Source organism: bacterium SCSIO 12643 (assembly GCA_024398135.1).
GTDB lineage: Bacteria > Bacteroidota > Bacteroidia > Flavobacteriales_G > Salibacteraceae > CAJXZP01.
Map to the genome: position 1 here is coordinate 2520526 of CP073750.1, position 22451 is coordinate 2542976.

15 protein-coding genes are annotated in these 22451 nt (G+C 36.8%); 9 read left to right on the forward strand and 6 right to left on the reverse strand.

All coding sequences use genetic code 11. The features are described from left to right. Positions 1-50 precede the first annotated feature (50 nt). The 5 genes from KFE94_10730 to holA form a co-directional block, all read right to left on the reverse strand. Positions 51-536 carry a hypothetical protein gene (locus KFE94_10730; GenBank protein UTW65152.1) on the reverse strand — a complete coding sequence of 162 codons (486 nt, stop codon included), beginning with the start codon at positions 534-536 and terminating at the stop codon, positions 51-53. Position 537: 1 nt separating this feature from the next. Next, positions 538-2424: a membrane protein insertase YidC gene (gene yidC, locus KFE94_10735; GenBank protein ID UTW65153.1), complete on the reverse strand. Its 1887-nt coding sequence runs from the start codon at positions 2422-2424 to the stop codon at positions 538-540. Between the two features lies 1 nt (position 2425). Continuing rightward, entirely contained in the window at positions 2426-4042 is a 1617-nt protein-coding gene (locus KFE94_10740) for a CTP synthase (GenBank protein ID UTW65154.1), read from the reverse strand. A gap of 121 nt (positions 4043-4163) precedes the next feature. Then, positions 4164-6479, reverse strand: a complete 2316-nt coding sequence (locus KFE94_10745; GenBank protein UTW65155.1) for a TonB-dependent receptor — start codon at positions 6477-6479, stop codon at positions 4164-4166. Positions 6480-6602: 123 nt separating this feature from the next. Continuing rightward, positions 6603-7607, reverse strand: a complete 1005-nt coding sequence (gene holA / locus KFE94_10750; protein ID UTW65156.1) for a DNA polymerase III subunit delta — start codon at positions 7605-7607, stop codon at positions 6603-6605. 170 nt (positions 7608-7777) lie between these two features. Here holA and KFE94_10755 point away from each other — a divergent pair, with 170 nt between their 5' ends. The 3 genes from KFE94_10755 to KFE94_10765 are packed head-to-tail and all read left to right on the forward strand — an operon-like array spanning position 7778 to position 11493. Further along, positions 7778-8233 (forward strand): type I restriction enzyme HsdR N-terminal domain-containing protein, encoded by a 456-nt coding sequence (locus tag KFE94_10755; protein UTW65157.1) that lies wholly within the window; start codon positions 7778-7780, stop codon positions 8231-8233. Next, positions 8223-10994 carry a S8 family peptidase gene (locus KFE94_10760; GenBank protein ID UTW65158.1) on the forward strand — a complete coding sequence of 924 codons (2772 nt, stop codon included), beginning with the start codon at positions 8223-8225 and terminating at the stop codon, positions 10992-10994. The genes KFE94_10755 and KFE94_10760 overlap by 11 nt, the downstream gene beginning before the upstream one ends. A 55-nt stretch (positions 10995-11049) precedes the next feature. Beyond that, positions 11050-11493: a DUF5606 domain-containing protein gene (locus KFE94_10765; protein ID UTW65159.1), complete on the forward strand. Its 444-nt coding sequence runs from the start codon at positions 11050-11052 to the stop codon at positions 11491-11493. A gap of 3 nt (positions 11494-11496) precedes the next feature. Here the strand turns inward: KFE94_10765 and KFE94_10770 are convergent, their stop codons facing one another. Then, the gene (locus tag KFE94_10770) at positions 11497-11904 is read right to left on the reverse strand and encodes a DUF393 domain-containing protein (protein UTW65160.1); all 408 of its coding nucleotides are present in this window, start codon (positions 11902-11904) and stop codon (positions 11497-11499) included. A 166-nt stretch (positions 11905-12070) separates the two neighbouring features. Here KFE94_10770 and secDF point away from each other — a divergent pair, with 166 nt between their 5' ends. The 6 genes from secDF to KFE94_10800 all read left to right on the forward strand — a co-directional run bounded on the left by secDF (position 12071) and on the right by KFE94_10800 (position 22448). After that, positions 12071-15187: a protein translocase subunit SecDF gene (gene secDF / locus KFE94_10775; protein ID UTW65161.1), complete on the forward strand. Its 3117-nt coding sequence runs from the start codon at positions 12071-12073 to the stop codon at positions 15185-15187. An 86-nt stretch (positions 15188-15273) separates the two neighbouring features. Next, positions 15274-15636 carry a twin-arginine translocase TatA/TatE family subunit gene (locus KFE94_10780; GenBank protein UTW65162.1) on the forward strand — a complete coding sequence of 121 codons (363 nt, stop codon included), beginning with the start codon at positions 15274-15276 and terminating at the stop codon, positions 15634-15636. A 6-nt stretch (positions 15637-15642) separates the two neighbouring features. Beyond that, entirely contained in the window at positions 15643-16620 is a 978-nt protein-coding gene (locus tag KFE94_10785; GenBank protein ID UTW65163.1) for a calcium/sodium antiporter, read from the forward strand. A 119-nt stretch (positions 16621-16739) separates the two neighbouring features. Further along, positions 16740-18932: a glutamine synthetase III gene (locus tag KFE94_10790; GenBank protein ID UTW65164.1), complete on the forward strand. Its 2193-nt coding sequence runs from the start codon at positions 16740-16742 to the stop codon at positions 18930-18932. 133 nt (positions 18933-19065) lie between these two features. Further along, positions 19066-21120 carry an OmpA family protein gene (locus tag KFE94_10795; GenBank protein UTW65165.1) on the forward strand — a complete coding sequence of 685 codons (2055 nt, stop codon included), beginning with the start codon at positions 19066-19068 and terminating at the stop codon, positions 21118-21120. A gap of 164 nt (positions 21121-21284) precedes the next feature. Then, complete coding sequence (locus KFE94_10800; GenBank protein ID UTW65166.1) at positions 21285-22448, forward strand: phosphoribosylformylglycinamidine cyclo-ligase; 1164 nt, start codon at positions 21285-21287, stop codon at positions 22446-22448. The last annotated feature ends 3 nt before the right edge of the window (positions 22449-22451 follow it).

Sequence of the window (22451 nt, forward strand, 5' to 3'; positions counted from 1 at the left end):
TAAGTAAAAGAAAAGGCGATGAAATTTTCATCGCCTTTTTTGTTTTTTTGTTATTGGTTTTTCTGCCAATCTATTTTTTGAGAAACCTCGTAAAGGTATTTAATATAGTCCGCCAGTTCTTTTGGATATTCGGCATAAGCTTTAACCTGATGCTTTTTATTCCCATCTTTAATATAAATGATAGAAGTAGGTAAATCCGTTACAGGAGCAGTATATTCAGCCTCTAATTCAAAGAAATTGATGGCATTTGCTTTGTCAATGATTTCAGCAAGCTGTTTTGGCGAAACATTCGCTATAAAATCGCCTTTAAACTTTACGTTTCGGTCTCCGTGATATTTGGCATTACCTCTACCATAGATTTCCATTTTATGAACCGGACAGGTGCCAAAACAAGCGGTTTGCTCAAATGATACAACAACTTCATTTACATCATAGGTATTCTTTGATTTAGAATCCGTAGAATAGGCTGCTTCGTTTTGGTTGGAGCAACCTATAAAAATTAGTAATACAAAGAGTAATGAAGGTAAATGTCTCATTTTATTTGTTTTTTCTTCTTACCTGACGATTTTGAGCAATGTTTTGTGCTTCATTCATTTTGTCAAGTTGCTTCGCAAACATGCCTTTCTTTTTAGGCTTGGCTTTATTTGCCTGTAATTTAGCATGAATTTTATCCTCGTCAATAAAAAACTTCTTGATGATGAATTGTTGAGCCATTGTAGTCATGTTAGCGGTGAAATAGTACAACGTAAGACCCGCTGCGAAGCTATTTAAGAATACCGCCATCATGATTGGCATCATCCACATCATAATCTTCATTTGCGACTCTTGAGCAGCTCCCATACCACCGCCCATACTCATTTGAGAGTTGTTACGTGTGTAGAAAATCATGGAAATCGCCATTAACAAAGTAAAACCACTTACATGATCGCCATACATAGGAATATTAAAACCTAGACTCAAAATAGAATCGTATGCAGATAAATCATCCGCCCATAAGAAGCTTTTCTGACGGAGTTCCAATGCTGCAGGGAAGAATCGGAACATCGCATAAAGAATCGGCATTTGGATCAACATTGGAACACAACCGGCCATAGGATTTACTCCGGTCTGTTTATAGAGTTCCATGATCGCTTGTTGTTTCTTCATGTTATCTCCATCCTTAAACTTGTTATTGATTTCTTCAATTTCAGGTTTAAGAACTTTCATCTTCGCACTACTTAAATAAGTCTTATAGGTAATTGGAGAAAGAATCAGTTTAATGAAGATCGTAAGAATTAGAATAATAATTCCGTATGACAATCCTGAGCCATCTAATACGTTAAATACAGGGATTACCAGGAATCTATTTACCCATCCGAAGATTCCCCATCCTAAATCGATTTGCTTATCTAATTTAATTCCATATTCTGCCAACATAGAATACCCGTTTGGACCTAAATACATGTCCATATCAATACCACCATTGGTTAATTCTGCATCAATCTTAGCGGTAAGATCAGCGATATAATCTGTTGATTCAAGGGTTTTGGTAGTTAATACTGTTGAATTCGCCTTGAATTTGTTGTCAGAGATTAAAGCAACTGAAAAGAATTGTTGTTTGAATGAAATCCATTGCGCAGGAAGTTCTAAAGCTTCTTCATCATCACGACCCTCAGAAAGATAATCTGTATCTCCATCATTTGTACGATAGAAGAATGTCGTTTTTTGCTTTTGAAGTGATAATCCTTTTTCCTTGTTTAATGGCTTCATTTGCCAGTTCAACATGATACTGTTATTGTTCTCAGCAATCACATCATTCATTCCAACAAAGTTGATTGCATATTTAGACATGTAATCATCCGGGAAAAAGGTGTAACGTTGCTCAATATATCTAGAGTTATTTCCTGCGTAAGCGCGATAAATAACCACCGTAGAATCATTTTGCGAAGTCGGCTCAATTATCTCAGATTTGAAATAGAAATCCGAAGCTTTAAGCGTTCTATTTTCAAAGTTGAACGCAAAATCCAGTTTAGTTGAATCTTCAGTAAACAGTAAAAGTGGAAGACTATCATATGTTTGATAATCGTTTAATTCTACAGAAACCATTCGACCACCGACATTGCTAAATGTAGCTGTAATCAGTGGGGTTTTTATGGTAGTAAATTCTTCCTTACCAATGGCATTTGCAGCCAGTGTACCATATTTAGATTGTAACTCTACATTCTGAATAGAATCAGCATTAACACTCTGATTCGTATCTGCTGGAATAATCTGTTTTGCAGTTTCTACCTTAGGTTGGCTATTTTGAGCAGCAAGATGTATAGAGTCCTGTTTTGCTTGCGCTTTCATTTGCGCAATTTCTTCAGGGCTTGGCTGATTCAAATATTGCCAAAACATGAATATACCTGCGATAAGCAGTAAACCTGTTAGTCCTTTTTTGTCCATTTTAGTTTTTTGAGTGCTGCATTGCAGCTTTAACAAAATCAATAAATAGTGGGTGAGGATTTGCTACAGTACTTTTGTATTCCGGGTGGAATTGTACTCCAACAAACCATGGGTGATCTGGTATTTCAACTATTTCAACCAAATCAGAGGAAGGATTTTTACCTGTAGCGATCATTCCAGAGTTTTGATAAGTATCTAAATACTGAGAGTTGAATTCAAAACGATGGCGGTGACGCTCACTAATGTTGCTTGTGTTATATGCTTTTTCAGCAATTGAATTAGATTGAAGTTCACAATCGTAAGCTCCTAAACGCATCGTTCCACCTTTATCGCTTACATTCTTTTGACCTTCCATTAAGTCAATTACTTTGTTTGTTGCGTTAAGTTTAAACTCTGCGGAATCACAATTTTCTAATTGAAGTACATTTCTGCCGTATTCAATTACAGCACATTGCATACCCAAACAAATTCCCATAAAAGGAATCTTATTTTCTCTCACATATGTGATTGCGGCAATTTTCCCTTCGATACCTCTTTCACCAAATCCTGGAGCTACAAGAACTCCATGAACGCCTTTTAGTAATTTGTCTGCAGTATCTTTTATTACTTCTTCTGCATGAACCCAACGGATATTTACTTTACAGGAATTACTAGCACCCGCATGGTTGAATGCTTCAAGAATAGATTTATAAGAATCTTTAAGTTCAATATACTTTCCTACTAACGCAATTTCAACGGAAGACTTCGGATGTTTTATGTGTTCCAGGAATGCTCTCCAGGTTTTCATTTCCGGATTCTCTCCTACCGGTAAGTCTAACTGTCTAAGAACAACCTGATCCAGTTTTTGATCTTGCATCAATAAAGGAACATCATAAATTGTATCTGCATCAATAGATTCAATTACCGAGTCAAATTTGATATTACAGAAAAGTGCAATTTTTCTTTTCAAATCATCGTTCAAACGATGTTCAGTTCTACAAACTAAAATATCGGGCTGCACTCCTAAAGATAAAAGTTCTTTAACAGAGTGTTGCGTTGGTTTTGTTTTTAGCTCTCCGGTGGTTTGTAAGAATGGAACTAGAGTGAGGTGAATTACCAAACTTCTTTGTTCTCCAAGTTCCCATCTGAATTGACGTAAAGCCTCTACGTAAGGTTGAGACTCGATATCTCCAATAGTCCCTCCAATCTCAGTGATTACAAAATCATAATTTCCGGACTCACCTAAAGTTTTGAATCCATTTTTGATTTCGTTGGTAATATGCGGTACGACTTGAACCGTCTTTCCTAAATAATCTCCTCTACGCTCTTTTTGAATAACGTTTTGATAGATTCTACCGGTAGTGATGTTGTTCGCCTGAGAAGTAGGTGTACTGATAAATCTTTCGTAATGTCCAAGATCTAAATCTGTTTCAGCACCATCATCTGTTACATAACACTCTCCATGTTCATATGGATTTAATGTACCAGGATCCACGTTAATGTATGGATCGAATTTTTGGATTGTAACAGAGTATCCCCGGGATTGTAATAATTTCCCTAACGAAGCTGAGATGATACCTTTACCTAATGATGATGTTACGCCTCCGGTAACAAAGATGTATTTTGACTTCCCCGACATGAATTTTGGTATTAAAACCTTAATTTATTTACGGGGCACAAAATTAATATTAAAAGTGTACTTGCTCAGTAATGATAGAAATTATTTGAAGATTTTAACTGATTATAGAAGCTTCAATTTTCTAGAATTTCAGACTAGCTCCAACACTTGGTAAAAACGGAAGTTGATTTACTCTGGTGTACGTGTTTCTGTCGAAATAGAAGATATTTTCTCTATCCAGGATATTGGTTACACCTACATTCACTTCCAGGATGGTGTATTGCGAAATAGAGAATGTCTTAGCAATATCAACATCAAAACGCGCATAATCAGGTAGACGACCCTGGTTGATAGGAGCGAACTCTGTACCTAATGTTCCGTTACCCGTAATAAAGTCAGTTCCTAAACCTCCAGTGAAATCAAATTTCTCAAAATAACCATCCACTTGTGTGAACGGGAATCCGGAACCAAAGTTGAAACGAGAGTTAATAGTCCAGTCTTTGTTTTCACCAAACTCATAACTACCTACAAGGTTTACATTATGTCTTCTGTCAAATACAGGTGCATATTCCTGGATACCGTCCCATCTTCTGGTATACCCATAAGAGTAAACTGCCCATAGGCTTAATCCTTTGTGTTTATAGCTTAAAGTGAAATCAGCACCGTAAGCATATCCATCCTCTACGATAAAGTCTTTTCTTAAGATTTCAGGTTGTGATCTGTTGTCTGCGTTATCCTCAAATATTTTGTAACGATTAATTCCAATCAATTGGATGTAATCTTTATAATATCCTTCAATGTTAACAGAGAACCTTTTGTTGATGTCCCATTCCGCACCAAAAATGTAATGAATTGATTTCTGTAATCCAGAATTTACATCCTTAACCTCGCCATCTTTTGTAGTAAATGTGGAAGGTAAGTTTTCTGGACTGGATAAATAACCATTGAATAAGTTTACTACATCCTTATCCGAATTAGAACTAATTAGGTTTTGAGAATATAAACCCGTAGCTGCTTTTAAACGCACTTTTTTAGAAACGTTATATTTTGTTCCTAAACGTGGTTCAATTGAGAATTCATTTAACGAAGAATAATAGATTGCACGAACGGAAGGCTCAATTACCCATTTACCCGCTACAATTTTGTAATCAAAATAACCAGAGAATTGAGTGGTATTTTGTACATCTTCAATTCTACGACCTAAGGTGTTGACATAATTGAAATCGGTTTTCATTCCAAGAATGTCGATACCGTATTTGATTGCATTTTCTCCCTGGAAGTTTGTGAAATCTAAACCAACTTCGAAACCACCCACTTCAGATGCTCTATTACGATCTGCTTCTTGTTGTTCCACTTTATAGTTGGAGAATGAGAAGTTACCTTCTAATAAAAGCGGAGAACCGGAAGGAACCAATACGAAATTACTACCTGCTCCATAAGATTTCCAATCTAGTTTAGATGAATTGTAATCTACATTATCATTAAAAGAGAATCCAAAAACGTTGAATTTACTACCATTAGATCCATGGAAGGCGATTTTACCATAACCATCAACAAATGAATATGGCAGGCCTTCACCATCATTTACATATGAGTAAATGTTTTGACTGGTTTGATCCAAGTAAGAAGTTTTTGCTGCAAGTACATATGTAATAGCTGAACCACCAATTTCAGTTGGTTTCTTTAAAGGACCGTTTAACATCAATTTCGCACCGAAAGTACTCGCACCTACTTTTCCTTCCATACGGCTTTTGTTTCCGTCAATGGTGCTAATGTTAATTGCCGAAGAAATTGCATTTCCGTGTTCTGCATTAAAACCACCAGTGCTTACATCAGCATTTTTGATGATATCAGTTTCAAATACAGAATACAAACCGATAGAGTGGAAAGGATTGTAGACATTCATTCCGTCCAACTGAACTCTATTTTGAACCGGGGAACCACCACGAATATATAATTGTCCACCTTGATCACCAGTGAAAACCACCCCTGGTAAAACTTGCAGGTATTGCGCAATATCAGCTTCACCACCAACAGATGGAAGCTTTTGGATATCCTTAACAGTGACTTTGATTTCAGAAACCTTTACCTCAGTTCTTTGTTCTTGTTGTTTTGCAGAAACCTCAAAAGCATCTAACTGCATAGTGGTTTCTTTGATTACCAATTTGATATTAACGATTTTACCCTTCTGAACATTCACCTGAACACGAGCAGTATCATATCCCAGAGCAGTACATATCACAGTGTGATTCCCTACAGGAGCTTTAGAAATCTGGAAATATCCATTGTCATCTGTTGTGGCACCAGTCGTTGTTCCTTCTAAGAAAACATTGGTGAAAATAATTGCTTCACCGGAAGCACCATCATATACGAAACCACGAATGACTCCTGTGTTTTGGGCTAATGCGAATGAAGAAAATAAAATGGATAAAATGAATAAAGTAAATTTTGATTTCATATTGTATTCTAGCTCGATTGTGGCAAATATACCCAAATAAGGATATCACGCAACATATATAGTATGATCGGAATTGTACGGGTATAAACGACTATTATTTAAGGAAGTTGGGCAATGGACGATTTAATTTTTTAAAATTTTAAATATTAATTCTTTGAGCAGCTCTCCAGCGGGGGTGCTCCCAGTATTTACGCCTTTTGATTTGAGATCATATTCTCGAATAAGTTCGATGGCTTTAACTGCTGCCTGGGCTGTAAAATTGGATTTTGCACTGAAATATTCATCAACAAAATACGGATTCACGCCAATCATTCGTGCAATGTCTTGTTTGCTGGACTTAGGCGAAAAATACATTAAAACCAGATTGGTAAAATACTTCCCTAAAATACCCAAAGTCATAACCAGTGGGTGCTCTTTTTGATGACTGGCAAAATAGGTGGCAATTTGCATTGCTTTTGGGAAATTCCGCGCTCCAAGCGCACGTTGCAATTCAAAGTTATTGTAGTCTTTGTTGATTCCAATGACTTCGTCAACCGTGGTATCTTCAATGAGTTCCCCTTTTGGAATGGAGATGAAAAGCTTTTCGATTTCGTTTGCTGCAAGCGATAGATTTGTACCTATTGATTCACTAATCAATAAAGTGGCTTTTGGCGAAATTTTCCTTTGATGTTGGTGGACGTAATCGGAGATCCATTTTTGCATTTGATTCTCATAGATCATTTTGCTTTCAAATGAAATCCCGTTTTTTTTGATGTGTTTAAATACCTTCTTACGACCATCTGGTTTTTTGTATTTATACGCAAGAACCAATAGAGTAGAAGCTACGGGTTGACTCATATAATCTTCAAGACCTTCTACCTTTTTTAGATCCTGAGCTTCTTTAACGATGACTACCTGTTTCTCAGCCATCATGGGGTAACGTTTGGCTGTTTCTATGATGGAACCTACATCTGCATCTCTACCGTAAAAAACAGTTTGGTTAAATCCCTTTTCCGCTTCGGTAAGTACATTGTTGGCAATATAATCGGTGATTTTATCAATAAAAAAAGGTTCGTCACCGTATAATAAGTATACCGGTTTGTATTGACCTTGTTGGAGTTGTGTGATAATTTCAGGATATGTTGCCATTCTCTAATTCTTGCGGTCAAAAATAGAATAGCAAATGATTTGTTGATGGGTTTTTGAGGAAATTATTTAGAACAAAAACGATTGAGAAAATTCTAGGTTTCTCAAGTCATTAAATTATTAATATAAAACATAAATTGCCCGAATCTAAAAATGAAATTACATTTGTGAGAATGGCAGAAATAAGAGAACACGGAGGGTTTAAATTTAAAACCGATGCTGAGGGGAGAATCAGAATTTTTGATGAAATTCGAAATCAATTTGTAGTTAATACACCAGAGGAGTGGGTCCGTCAAAATACGGTGAAGTATTTTCATGAAGATTTGGGATATCCCAAAAGTTTGATGGTTCTGGAAAAACAATTCCAACTTCATAGAAGAATCAAACGTACTGATATAGTAGTATATGATAATTCGGGTGCGCCACAAATTTTGGTAGAATGTAAACGTCCGAGTATCAAAATTACACAGTCCACTTTTGATCAGGCTTTTCGATACAATATCGTATTGAAAATACCGTACCTGGTGATTACCAATGGAGAAGAGTTGTATTGCTGCTATGTGGATGGTGAACAAGTAACATTTATTAAAGACATTCCTTCGTATGCAGATTTTAAATATGAGAAATAAAATATGGAGTCTTGCGCTTCTGAGTATGTTGTCTTCATTGATGTTACTTGGACAAGGACGAGTGAAAACGGATTTTGTCGCACAGAAGCTGGTGGTAAAGCTAAAGCCATCTCAAGCTGATTATTTTGAATCTCAAAGACGCGAAAGTGTGTTTAAGTTTTTGGTTGATCATCAGGAACGAATGTTTTCGAAATCACAACCATTGGCTTTTAAGACTGCAACAGAAAATCAGGTGGATTTAAGTCTTATTTATACTTTAAGTGTATTTCAAAATGTAGACCTGATGGATGTTAAACGAGAGTTGGAAAGTTTAAATGTCTTTGAATATGTAGAAAGAATACCGGTTAGATATACCACCGCAACACCAAATGATCCGAATCTGAATCTTCAAAACTATCTTGCTCAAATTAATGCCTTCACGGCTTGGGATGTAACTACCGGTAGTGCAACTGTAAAAGTGGGGATTGTGGATACCGGAACGGATATGGACCATCCCGACCTACAGTCTAAAATGTCAGAAAACGCAAATGATCCGATCAATGGAATTGATGATGATGGTGATGGGTATATTGACAATTTTAATGGATGGGATTTTGTAGATCAGGATGGAGAACCTCAAATTGTCGGAGGTTCACACGGGGTGCATGTAGCCGGTATCGCTGCGGCAGCAACAAATAATGGAGAAGGTGTGGCATCTATTGGGTATGAAACCGTATTTATGCCGATTCGAGCGGGAGATGGAAATATCATTACACATGGTTACGAGGGAATTGTATATGCGGCAGATATGGGTTGTGATATTATTAATTGCTCATGGGGCGGTTTTGATGCGTCTTCGTTAGAGCAGGATGTAATTAATTATGCGACATACAATAAAGGTGCTTTGGTAGTTTGTGCTGCAGGAAATCAAAATAGGGATCAAGCTTATTACCCGGCAGCATACGAAAATGCATTTGCCGTTGCCGCAGTAAGTGGTGTGGATAAAAAGTCTACCATTTCTAATTATGGTTACTGGGTGGATATGACTGCTCCGGGAGAAAGTATTTACTCTACAGTGAATGATGGTGGCTATAATAGCAATACGGGAACGTCAATGGCCGCACCAATGGTAGCTGGAGCTGCGGCTTTGGTGAAAGCGGTGTATCCGCAATTATCCGGAAAACAAATTGCTGAAAAGCTGAAATTGGCTGGGAATGATATTTATGGAAGCAATCCAGCATATGCGAATAAACTGGGTAAAAGCAGATTGAATGTAGGAAATGCCGTAAGTGGAAGTATTCAGCAAGCATCTGTGATTTTTGAGAATATGAAAATCACCAACAAAACAGATGATGTATTCAAAGGAAATGATAGTCTTTTTGTTTCTGGAACTTTTACCAACTATTTGTCGCAATCGGGTAATGTCATCGCAACTATACAAACGAGTTCTCCTTATGTAACGGTTAATCATGATCAGGAAGATTTAGGAGTGATGAACGCTTTATTGCAGTTGGATAATTACGATACCCCTTTTTCGTTTAAAATTTCGGATACAGCTCCAATCAATTCTATAGTGACTTTTGAGGTGGTGATTTCTGATGGAGTGTTTACAAACTCTCATTTTTTTGATGTGGTTGTAAATGTGGATTATCTCAACATTGCAATAAACAATATTGCAATGAGTTTGGGATCAAAAGGTCAAGTTGGATACAACGGAAGAAATCAGAATCAGGGATTAGGAGTTCAGTATAAAGGTGGAATATCTCAACTTTTTGAAGGCGGATTAATGATCGGTACCAATCAGAATGGATTTGTTCGGGTAGTGGATCGCGTTCGAAATGGAAATAATTCCTGGGATGATGATTTTAAGTCAGAAGGGATTATTCAACGAAAAATACCGGCACCTATCGGAGCGTATTATTTGGAAGGCGTTTTTAATGATTCAAATGCACAAGCAGATACGATTGGGCTTCAGGTGTTGTATAATGGATATGCATATACCGATGAGAAACATCAAAACTATGTGGTGTTAGAATATGAAGTGGTTAATACAAATAATACCGCATTAAACGATTTGCATGTAGGGTTATTTGCTGATTTTGATGTGTCAGATTATACGCATAATAAATCTCATACAGATTTAAAACGATATATGACCTATACCAAAGATACTCAACTAAACACACCTTGTTTTGGCGTGCAATTATTGACTCCGGGAGAATTCCATAGTTATTGTATGGATAATGTGGATGGAGGTGCCGGAGGAGTAGATATTTATAATGGATATAATAATTCTAAAAAATACACCACGTTAAGTTCAAATAGATACTCTTCCGGAATCGGGAGTACAGATGGTAATGATGTGATTCAGGTAACTTCTATGGGAAATATTTCAATTGCCTCTGGAGATACGTTTAAAGTTGCATTTGCAATTTTGGCTGCGGATGCAGTGGTAATGCTGGAAGAAACTGCAGATTCTGCTTATTATAGATATAATGGAAGTTTGCCAACCTCAATTATAGAAAATGATCAGCCTGAAGTTTCCGTGAAAATGTATCCAAATCCAACTGATGAGGTAGTGTTTATTGAAGTGCCGGAAACCGAGGGGAGAATTCAACAGGTTCGAATTTGGGATGTTACCGGAAAACAGGTTTATAGATTAGAAGGCGTAAATAATAGACACCAGATAAATATGTCTAATTTTATTGAGGGTGTGTATTTGGTTGAGGTACAGGTTGAAAGTGGGGTGTGGCGAAGTAAGTTGGTGAAAAATTCCAATTGAAATGCTTTTTAATTGGTTTGAATAATAATCTTTGCAGGCAAATTCAAAAAATACAATGGGATTACAAGATATTTTATCTATTTCAGGAAAGGGAGGCCTATTTAAGTTAGTTGGGTCAATGAAAAATGGAGTAATAGTAGAGTCTTTATTAGATGGTAAGAAATCTCCGGCTCATGCGCACAACAGAATTAGTGCATTGTCAGATATCAGCATTTATGGTGAGGATGAAGAAAAGCCATTAGCTGAGATTATTAAGGCTATTGTAATTAAATTTAACGGAGAGCCGGTTCCATATAAAAAATGGAATGGAGCTGAGTTAAAAGCTGAATTTGCTGAAATATTTCCAGAGTTTGATGAGGATCGTGTGTATACTTCTGATTTAAAGAAGATCTATCAGTGGTCTAATCTTTTGATGGAAAAAGGTTTTGTGGATCTGGAGTGGGCAAATGCCTCTGAGGAAACTGAAGAGCCGAAAGAAGAGGTCAAAGAAGAAGAGTAGATTTTAGTCTAAAAAGAATTCTTTTTCATGCGGTTGAGGAATTCTACAGGTACTAAGCTGCCCAAACCATCGATAACGGTTTTTGGATATAAACCGATATATTGAATCTCTGATTATCGTTGGAATAAAAATAAAATAGGAAAGGAGCTTCCATGGAAATGGGAGCTTTTTTGTTATGTGAAGTATGGCTGTGGAGTGAGAATATGTTTGCCCATGATCAAAATAAATGATGGTTTCGTAATTACTTTGATCTGGTGATGAGATGTTTAGAGATTTTGCGGTTGGACCTTGAATCGGAGCGTATTTAAATATTTGTTTATTGTCTTTTTGAATAATCCAATCCACAGATTTATTACACAAGCCGCAATATCCGTCAAAGAATATTATGTTTTGGTTCTCGTTTGAAGCCATTTTACAAAAGTATAGTTTGTGGAAGTCAGGCTACGTTATTCAAATAGTGAAATACGTAAAAATATTTAGATAACCTGAATTACATTGGTTTAATTCGATTGAAATTTTATATTTGCGCTCCTAAATTTTAAGGGGATATAATGCCCTAAAAATAAGTTAAATATAGATGCAAAATAAAACGTTTATCTGGGGATTCGCTATACTGTTAGTCCTCGCAAGTTTGTACCAGTTGTCATTTACATGGGTAGCTGATAGTGTTGAAAGCCAAGCTGTTGAAGTGGCTCAGCAAAAAGCGGATTCATTAAATCAAAATGGTGAGTTAACCTTATTCGAGTTGGATTCAGCCAAACAAAGTTTTGAGACTGAATATTTGTTGTTACAAGGCCCTGTTAGTGTGTATCCAGTATTGGAGCATACTTATTCTTATGTGAAAAAACGTGAGATCAACCTAGGGTTGGACCTTCAAGGAGGTATGCACGTAACATTGGAAGTTTCAGAAGCTGATTTGGTAAGAGAAATGGCGGGAAGTAACCGTACGAACCCAACATTCGTAAAAATTATTAATCAAGCAATTGCTGATCAAAGAAACAGTTCTGAAAACTTTGTGACGCTTTTCGCGAATGCACATCAAGAGGTAGCTCCTGATTTTAAATTAGCAGCAGTTTTCCATAACCTGGAGAATAAAGACAAGATTAAGCCGGATGCTACAGATGAAGAAATCATTAGTATCATCGCTACAGAGTCTGAAGATGCAATTACAAGAACTGAGCAAGTATTGAGAAAAAGGGTAGATAACTTAGGAGTTGTTCAACCTAAAATCCAACGTTTGTCAGGTTCTGGTAGAATCATCGTAGAGCTTCCTGGGATCAAGGATAAAAAGAGAGCAAGAAAATTCTTACAAGGTACTGCACGTTTAGAGTTCTGGGAGTGTTATGACAATACTCAAATCATTGGAGCTTTAGATCAGGCAAACACTGTTTTAAGAGCGACTTTCAAAAGTGATAAAGGAGAAGCTTCAGATGTGGAGGCTCCGATTACTGCAGAAGAAGTTCCGGATAATGATATTGCTGACTTACAAAATTCTACAGAAATAGAAGGTGATACTGCCGTAGCTGATTCAACTGAGAAATCAATTGATGATTTGATGGCAGAGGTGGAAGAGCAAAGTCCGGATTCATTGGATTATGCTTCAATGTCTGATGCAGAGAAAGAAGCGCAAAATCCATTATTCTACCACCTGTCCCCAATGGTGACTCAAGAAGGTGGCGCTGCATTTGGACCTCGTGTAGGTTATGCACGTGTAGCAGATACGGCTATTGTAAACAAGTATTTAAAGAGAAAAGATGTGAAGCAATTGTTTCCTCCAAGAACCAGATTCTTATGGGAAGCAAAAGCAATTGAAGGAACAGAAGACTTATTCTATTTATACGCGATCAAAGTTCCTAAAGGTGGTACCGCTGAGTTAGAAGGTGATGTAGTTACTGACGCACGTGTGGGTGCTGATCCACTTGGTAATGCAGTAGTAAATATGAACATGAACTCTACTGGTGCAAACATCTGGAAAAAGATGACTGCGCGTTTATCTAAACCGGATGCAAACGGAACAAAGAGAGCCGTAGCAGTAGTTTTAGATGGTTTGGTATATTCTGCACCAACTGTACAAGGTGAGATTCCCGGTGGTCAAACTGAGATTACCGGAAACTTTACACAACAAGAAGCAAGTGATTTGGCAGGTGTGTTAAAAGCAGGTAAATTACCAGCTCCATTACATATCATTGAAGAAGCAATTGTTGGTCCTTCATTAGGTCAGGAAGCAATTGATTCGGGATGGAGTTCATTCATGATTGCATTGATGGTGATTCTAGTTTATATGATATTCTATTATTCATCAGCAGGTGTGGTAGCGGATATTGCTTTAGCAGCTAACTTATTCTTCATATTAGGTTTCTTAGCGTCTTTAAGAGCTACTTTGACATTACCAGGTATCGCGGGTATCGTGTTAACAATCGGTATGTCTGTTGATGCGAACGTACTGATTTATGAGCGTATTAGAGAAGAGTTGAGAGGAGGAAAAGGATTCAAACAAGCCATCAACGATGGTTACAAAGCAGCGTATAGTTCAATTTTGGATTCGAACATTACCACAATGCTTACCGGTATTATTCTTTTCGTATTCGGAACAGGACCAATTCAAGGTTTCGCAACTACTTTGATCATTGGTATTATTACTTCTTTATTCTCTGCGATTTTTGTTACTCGTTTGATTTTTGAATGGGCAATGGGAATGGATAAGAAAATAAGCTTCTCCACCAAGTTAACAGAAAATGCATTCCAGAATCTAAGCATTAACTTCTTAGGAAAACGTAAAATGTTCTATTTGGTTTCATTGATTATTGTAATCATTGGTGCAGGTTCATTATTGACAAGAGGATTGAATTATGGTGTTGACTTTACTGGAGGTCGTTCTTATATCGTAAGGTTCGATAAGCCGGTAAATGTATCTGAAGTGTCTGCGGCATTAGCTGATCAGTTTGTGAACGAAGATGGATTGAAAAATGCACCGGAAGTGAAGACATTTGGTTCTACAAACCAGGTGAAAATCACTACGAAATATATGATTGAGAACACAGATAACGATGTAGATGATATTCTGGAAGATAAATTATACGCTGGGTTATCAGTTTTCTATGATGAAGCTATTTCTGCGGGTGATTTTAAAGATGAGTTAACATCACAAAAAGTAGAGCCAACAATTGCGGATGATATTAAAGAGTCTGCTTTGATTGCGGTGATCTTCTCATTGATTGTGATTTTTGCTTACATTTTGATCAGATTCTCAAAATGGCAATTCTCAGCAGGTGCAATTGCTGCACTGGCGCATGATGTGATCATTGTATTGTCTATTTTCTCTATCCTTTACGGGATGTTGCCATTCTCATTAGAAATTGATCAGGCATTTATTGCAGCAATTCTAACTGTGGTGGGTTATTCGATTAACGATACCGTGGTGGTATTTGATAGATTGAGAGAGTATTTAGGATTACATCCAAATAAAGATTCTAAGGATGTAATCAATAGTGCATTGAACAGCACAATTAGTAGAACGGTAAATACATCGTTAAGTACATTTGTGGTGTTGTTGATCATTTTCTTCTTCGGAGGAGAGATGATTAGAGGATTCATCTTTGCGATGATCGTTGGTGTGGTAGTTGGAACATATTCTTCATTGTTCATTGCAACTCCAATTTCTTACGATTTGAGTAAAGGAGAAATGAAGCACTAGAAACAAAGAGTTCAGTAAAAGGAAGCCCTTTTAGGTATATACCTGAAAGGGCTTTTGTATATTTGGCTGTTCTAAATCGATAGGATATGATTTTTGCGTTTTTTAATTTAGGATTTGGAGAGTTGTTCGTCATATTTGTCGTGGTATTGTTGCTTTTTGGTGCAGATAAAATTCCGGAATTTGCCAGAAGTTTGGGAAAAGGAATTCGCTATGTTAAAGATGCAACAGATAGTGTGAAAAGGGATATCCAATCTTCAGTAGATGAGGTGAAGAGTGATGTGGATACCAATGTTCAGGAATTTAGAAGGAATTTAGAAGTGACTAATACAGTTGGTCGTCAAGCAAATCAGGGGATGAAATCTGTCTATAAAGATATTGTGGACGCAGTAGATGATGTGGCAGATGAGGTTTCTGATACGGAAAAAAATAATAACCCGAAAAAAAGCTAGAATACTGTGAATGTACTTTTGATTGTTGCAGGTATTTTGGCTCTGGTAGCTGGTGGTGAGCTATTAGTGAGAGGCGCGGTGAATGTAGCGCTTAGATTTCATATATCTACATTGGTAGTAGGGATGACGGTGGTGTCGTTTGGTACATCTGCTCCTGAATTGTTGGTGAGTTTGGAAGCTATGTTTGAAGGGCATCCAGGTATTGCCATGGGAAATGTAGTTGGATCAAACATTGCAAATATTGCTTTAGTATTAGGGATTACAGCTTTGATATTTCCAATCGAAGTAAGTCGAAATTCATATAGAATAGATTGGCCGGTACTCATGTTGAGTAGTCTAATGGTTTTTGGCTTTCTATGGATGAATTATGATGGGACCATGACAGGTGATTATGTGACATCTATTAACTGGATCAATGGAATCATTATGGTCACCGTTTTATTAAGCTTTAGTTACTTCCTGATTTGGATGTCAAGAAAGAAAACAAAGGCAGCTCACGCAGAAAATGGAGAGGTACCAGAATTACCAGAATCATCTGTATTTAAAGATGTACTTTTTATTATAGTAGGTTCAGTAGGTCTGAGCTATGGGGCACATTTATTAGTGGAAGGTACTGTTGGGTTAGCAACTGTTTTAGGAATTAGTGATTATGTGATTAGTGTAACTGTCGTTGCGTTCGGTACATCATTACCTGAGTTGATGACTTCAGTGGTGGCAGCCTTTAAACGTCATTCTGATTTATCTGTTGGAAACCTGATCGGTTCTAATATTTTTAATATTCTTGGGATTTTGGGAATAACTTCACTTTTTAAAACCATTCCGGTATCAGAATTGGTATTAAGAGTAGATATGTGGTGGGTGTTAGGAATCACCTTGATTGTTTTACCAATGATGATTACCCGGAAACGAATTTCTAAAGTGGAAGGATTTATACTTTTTGCCATGTATTGTGCATATGTTTACTTCACTGTGATGAGAAATTGATAAAAAACCGACACCCCCCCCCTGTAAAAATCATGCCCTCTTAATAAAAATCATGTTTTTTTAATTTGCACCCTTGTTTTTTAGGGTATATTTGCGAAAATTATTAAAAAATTGATTTTATGGCTTCATTAAGATTAAAGGCGCTAGAGCAAACTATGAATCGTGCGCCTAAAGATGTTGAGACACCTTCACATCGTATATCAGATTATTTCGGGCAAAATTCGTTCAATCAAAAAGCTATGCGTCAGTTCCTGTCAGAAGGGGCGTATAAAAGTGTAAATGAGGCAATAAATCATGGGTCTACTTTAGATCGTAAAGTAGCAGATTTGGTAGCTTCAGGAATGAAATCCTGGGCGATGTCCAAAGGGGCAACGCATTACACGCACTGGTTTCAACCATTAACAGGAAGAACTGCTGAAAAGCATGATTCTTTTAATACACCAGCTGGAGATGGAACTTCATTTGAAACATTTGATGGTGCACAGTTAATTCAACAAGAGCCGGATGCATCTTCATTTCCGAATGGAGGAATTCGTAATACGTTTGAAGCAAGAGGGTATACTGCCTGGGATCCAACATCACCGGCATTCATTATTGGTGAAACTTTATGTATTCCAACGGTATTTATTTCTTATACAGGTGAAGCATTAGATTATAAAACACCATTATTACGAGCATTACATGCTGTAGATAAAGCGGCAACAGATGTATGTCAGTATTTTGATAAGAGTATTACTAAAGTATCTGCAACTTTAGGATGGGAGCAAGAATACTTTTTGGTAGATTCTGCTTTGGCTGCAGCACGTCCGGATTTACTTTTAACCGGAAGAACTCTATTTGGACATTCCTCTTCAAAAGGACAGCAGCTAGATGATCACTATTTTGGTGCAATTCCATCAAGAGCGAATGCATTTATTCGTGATTTTGAATATGAAGTTCATAGATTAGGTATTCCGGTGATGACGCGTCACAATGAGGTAGCACCAAACCAGTTTGAATGTGCCCCTTTATTTGAAGAATGTAACCTGGCCGTGGATCACAATTCATTATTAATGGATGTGATGGAAAGAGTTGCGGAACGTCATAACTTTAAAGTGTTGCTACATGAAAAACCATTTGCAGGGATTAATGGTTCAGGTAAGCATAATAACTGGTCTTTAAGTACGAATTCTCCAAAGCATAGAAATCTTTTAAATCCAGGAAATACTCCTAAAACCAATTTAAGATTCCTGACTTTCTTTATTAATACGATTCGTGCAGTATGTGAGCATGATGATTTATTAAGAGCGTCAATTGCAAGCGCGGGAAACGATCATAGACTGGGAGCGAACGAAGCTCCTCCAGCGATTATTTCTATTTTCATTGGTTCTCAATTAAGTAAAATCTTGAATGAGGTTGAGAGTAAAGTGTCGAATAAGGAATTGTCGTCTGATGAGAAAACAGAATTGAAACTAAACATTGGTAAGATTCCGGAATTGTTGTTAGATAACACAGACAGAAACAGAACTTCACCATTTGCATTCACAGGTAATAAATTTGAGTTTAGAGCGGTAGGTTCTACTGCAAACTGTGCAAATCCAATGACTGTATTGAATACAGCAATGGCACAGCAACTAAAGAGATTTAAATCTGAAGTTGATGCTTTAGTAGATCAAGGTAAGAAAAAGGATGATGCGATCATTGCTATCTTGAGAGAGTATATTATTGAGTCTAAAAAAATCATTTTCGATGGGAATGGTTATGGTGACGAATGGGTGAAAATTGCTGAAGAAAGAGGTTTAAATAATAAAAAGACCACTCCTGAAGCATTGGATTTCTTTGTAACCGATAAAGCAAAGAAGCTGTTTTCTGAGCAAGATGTTTTAACTGAAGTAGAATTAGAGGCGAGACATGAAATCGATTTAGAGAAATACAAATTGAGTATTCAAATAGAGTCTCGTGTAATGGCTGATATGGGATTAAACCATATTATTCCTACAGTATTGGAATATCAGAATGTATTGATTCAAAACGTAAAAGGACTGAAGGATATTTTTGGAGATTCTTACGAAGAACATGCAACGGAGCAAATCGGGATGCTAAAAGAAGTGTCTCTACGTGTGCAACAAATCAAGAAGAATATTACAGAGATGACGCAAGCACGAAAAGATGCAAATGCTTTAACTGAGGTTAAAGATCAGGCGGCAGCTTATTGTAATAATGTGATCCCTTATTTCGAAAAAATAAGATACGATGTAGATAAGTTAGAGCTGATAGTAGATAATAAATATTGGCCATTACCTAAATACAGGGAACTGTTATTTACCAAGTAGATATTTAGCAAAGCCTCTTTTACTCCAAAAAGAGGCTTTTTATTTTTTTGAGATTTAAAATAATTACTTACTTTGGAGGCCTTATAAATCTCATGTAAAATTGGATTTATTTCAAAAACTTAAAGAAAAATATATGAAACTTAATGTACTTCGTTTGCCGCTCTTTTTGATTTTTATCTTCTTGGGTAATAGTCTTTTAGCCCAGAAAAAGGCGACTGCAGCTGCTGATGCTCAGTATGAATCTCAATCCTATTTTGAAGCTATTTCATTATATAAATCTTCTTACACAAAAGAGAAATCTGCTGCTGGAAAGAAGAAAATTCTGTATAGAATAGGTCATTCATACTTCATGATTCAGGATTATGATAATGCAAAAAGTTGGTTAAGTAAAGCAATAAAAGCGGGATACAAAGACCCAATTGCACAGTATTATTATGCAGAAACATTAAAAAGACAAGGACTTTATGATGAGGCAATTGTGGAGTTTAAAAAGTATCAGGAGCTAGATTCTTCAGACAAAAGAGCAGAACAAAGTATTAAGGAGTGTGAGAAAGCACAGGAGTGGTTAGATAACCCAACGAGATATATCGTTGAAAAGGACCCGGTATTAAATTCAAAAAAATCTGATTTCTCACCAATTTGGGGAGATAAGAGACACCAGTCTTTAATGTTTACTTCAACTAGAGAAGGTAGTGTAGGAGATAACGTTGACCCAATTACCGGGCAAAGTTTTTCTTCAATTTGGTCTACTACTCAAGATAAGAAAAGTAAAAAATGGATGGTGCCAAACATTATTGATGAAGGTGTCATTAATAATGGTGAAGCAAACGAAGGTAGTGCTTGTTTCGATTCTCGTTTCAAGACGGTATACTTTACAAGATGTATGACTAAGAAGAAAACACGTTTAGGTTGTGCAATCTATACTTCTAAAAAGGTGGGCTCTCAATGGGGAGAAACAGAAATGTTGCCATTAGTGAAAAATGACACTTCAATTGCAGGTCACCCATCAATTGGTTTAAAAGACCAGTATTTATTCTTTGCTTCTGATATGCCAGGTGGTTTTGGAGGTAAAGATATTTGGTATGTGAAATACAATAAAAAAGGAAAGACATGGAGTGATCCTGTGAACTTAGGTTCTGAGATTAATACTTCTGGAAATGAAATGTTCCCTTACATCCATGAAGATGGAAGATTATTCTTTGCATCTGATGGTCACCCAGGAATGGGTAGTTTAGACATCTTTGTTTCTGATCGTGTGGGAACAACTGATAAGTGGAACAATGTACAAAATATGAGATCTCCTATTAACTCATCTTACAATGATTTTGGAATCGTGTTTGATGGATTAAAAGACAGAGGATATATTACTACTGACCGTCCTGGTGGTAGAGGTTCAGATGATATTTGGTCATTCAGAATTCCACCATTGAAATTTATCTTGGCAGGTACAATTACAGATGTAGGTGATGGTAGTGCAATTCCAGGTGTAAATGTAAAATTGATTGGAACTGACGGTTCAACTGTTGAAGTGAAAACAGACGAATTAGGTTACTATGAGTTTGATCAAATTCCAGGTGGAACACAACGTTATATTAACAACGAAACGTCTTATACAATTGAAGTTTCTAAAGAAAGTTACTTGAATGGTAAAGGACAGGAAACAACTGTTGGTTTAACAGAGTCTACAAAATTGGTGCACGACTTTAAGTTACAAGGTTTCTCTCCAGATGTGGCAATTGTATTCCCTGAGGTAAGATATGATTTAGCAAAAGCGGAGTTACAGGTAAACGATGAAGTGAATTCAAAAGATTCATTAGACTTCCTTTATAATACTTTGATTGATAACCCAACAATTGTAATTGAGTTGATGGCACATACCGATTCACGTGGTAAAGATGCTGCCAATATGAAGTTATCACAAAGACGTGCGCAAAGTTGTGTGGATTACTTGATTTCAAAAGGGATTCCTGCAGATAGAATGGTGGCAAAAGGATATGGTGAGTCTAAGCCAAAAATTGATGACGCTACGATTAAAGCACTTCCAACTAGGGAAGAGCAAGAAGCAGCACACCAGAAAAACAGACGTACAGAATTTAGAGTATTACGAGATGATTACGTCCCAGCTCCAACACCAGAACAAGCTCCTGGAGAAGGAACCGAATCTGAGGGAGACGGAACAGGTAATTAGATCCTAAATAGATATTGAGAAAGCATTCCTAAATTTTTAGGAATGCTTTTTTTTATGTGTATAATTTAAGTATAACGCTTTGGGGAGAATTATCCCGTATATCAAATATTGTACGGATATTTGCACGAGATTAAGAATTGCATCAAAAAGTAAAAAGAAAGGATATGGCATCTAAGTATGAGAAGAGAGGAGTATCGGCAGAAAAAACCGATGTTCATAAAGCCATTGCGAATATTGATAAAGGATTATATCCAAAAGCATTTTGTAAAATCGTTCCGGATTATTTGACGGGAGATGATAATCATTGTGTGGTGATGCATGCAGATGGGGCTGGTACAAAGTCTTCATTGGCATATGCATACTGGAAAGAAACGGGAGATATTTCTGTATGGAAAGGTATTGCGCAGGATGCTCTAATTATGAATATAGATGACCTACTTTGTGTTGGTGCTACCGGACCAATAATGTTATCTTCAACTATTGGTCGTAATAAAGGTTTGATTCCGGGAGAGGTGATCAAAGCGATCATTGAGGGAACGGAAGAGCTGATTGAAGATTTACGTCAGTATGGGGTAGATATTATATCAACTGGTGGAGAAACAGCGGATGTCGGAGATTTGGTAAGAACCATTATTGTGGATTCTACTGTGGTGGCTAGAATGAAGAAGTCTGATGTTGTGGATAATGCCAATATTAAACCTGGGAATGTCATCGTTGGTTTGGCTTCTTTTGGTCAGGCGACATATGAAAAAGAATACAATGGTGGTATGGGAAGTAATGGATTGACTTCTGCTCGCCATGATGTATTTAATAAAGAAACGGCTGAGAAATACCCGGAAACTTATGATGCATCCATCGATAATGATTTGGTTTATTCAGGATCAATGGGTTTGACGTCAGAGGTAGAAGATGCACCATTAGATGCGGGTAAGTTGGTGTTGTCACCAACAAGAACATATGCACCAGTAATAGCGGCTATTTTAGAAAAGTATAGAGACCAGTTAGATGGTATGGTACATTGTTCAGGAGGAGCACAGACAAAAATTTTACACTTTGTTGGTGAACATCGTGTAATCAAAGACAATTTGTTTGAGGTACCTCCACTATTTAAATTGATCAAAGAGCAGTCAGAGACAGAGTGGAAAGAAATGTATCAGGTGTTTAATATGGGACACCGTATGGAAATCTACACGGATGAAGATACGGCCCAGAAAATAATTGAAATATCAAATTCATTTAATATCCCAGCTCAAATAGTGGGTAGAGTAGAAGAAGCTGAAAAAAGAGAGCTCATTATTAAATCTGAATTTGGTGAATTTACCTATTAAAAA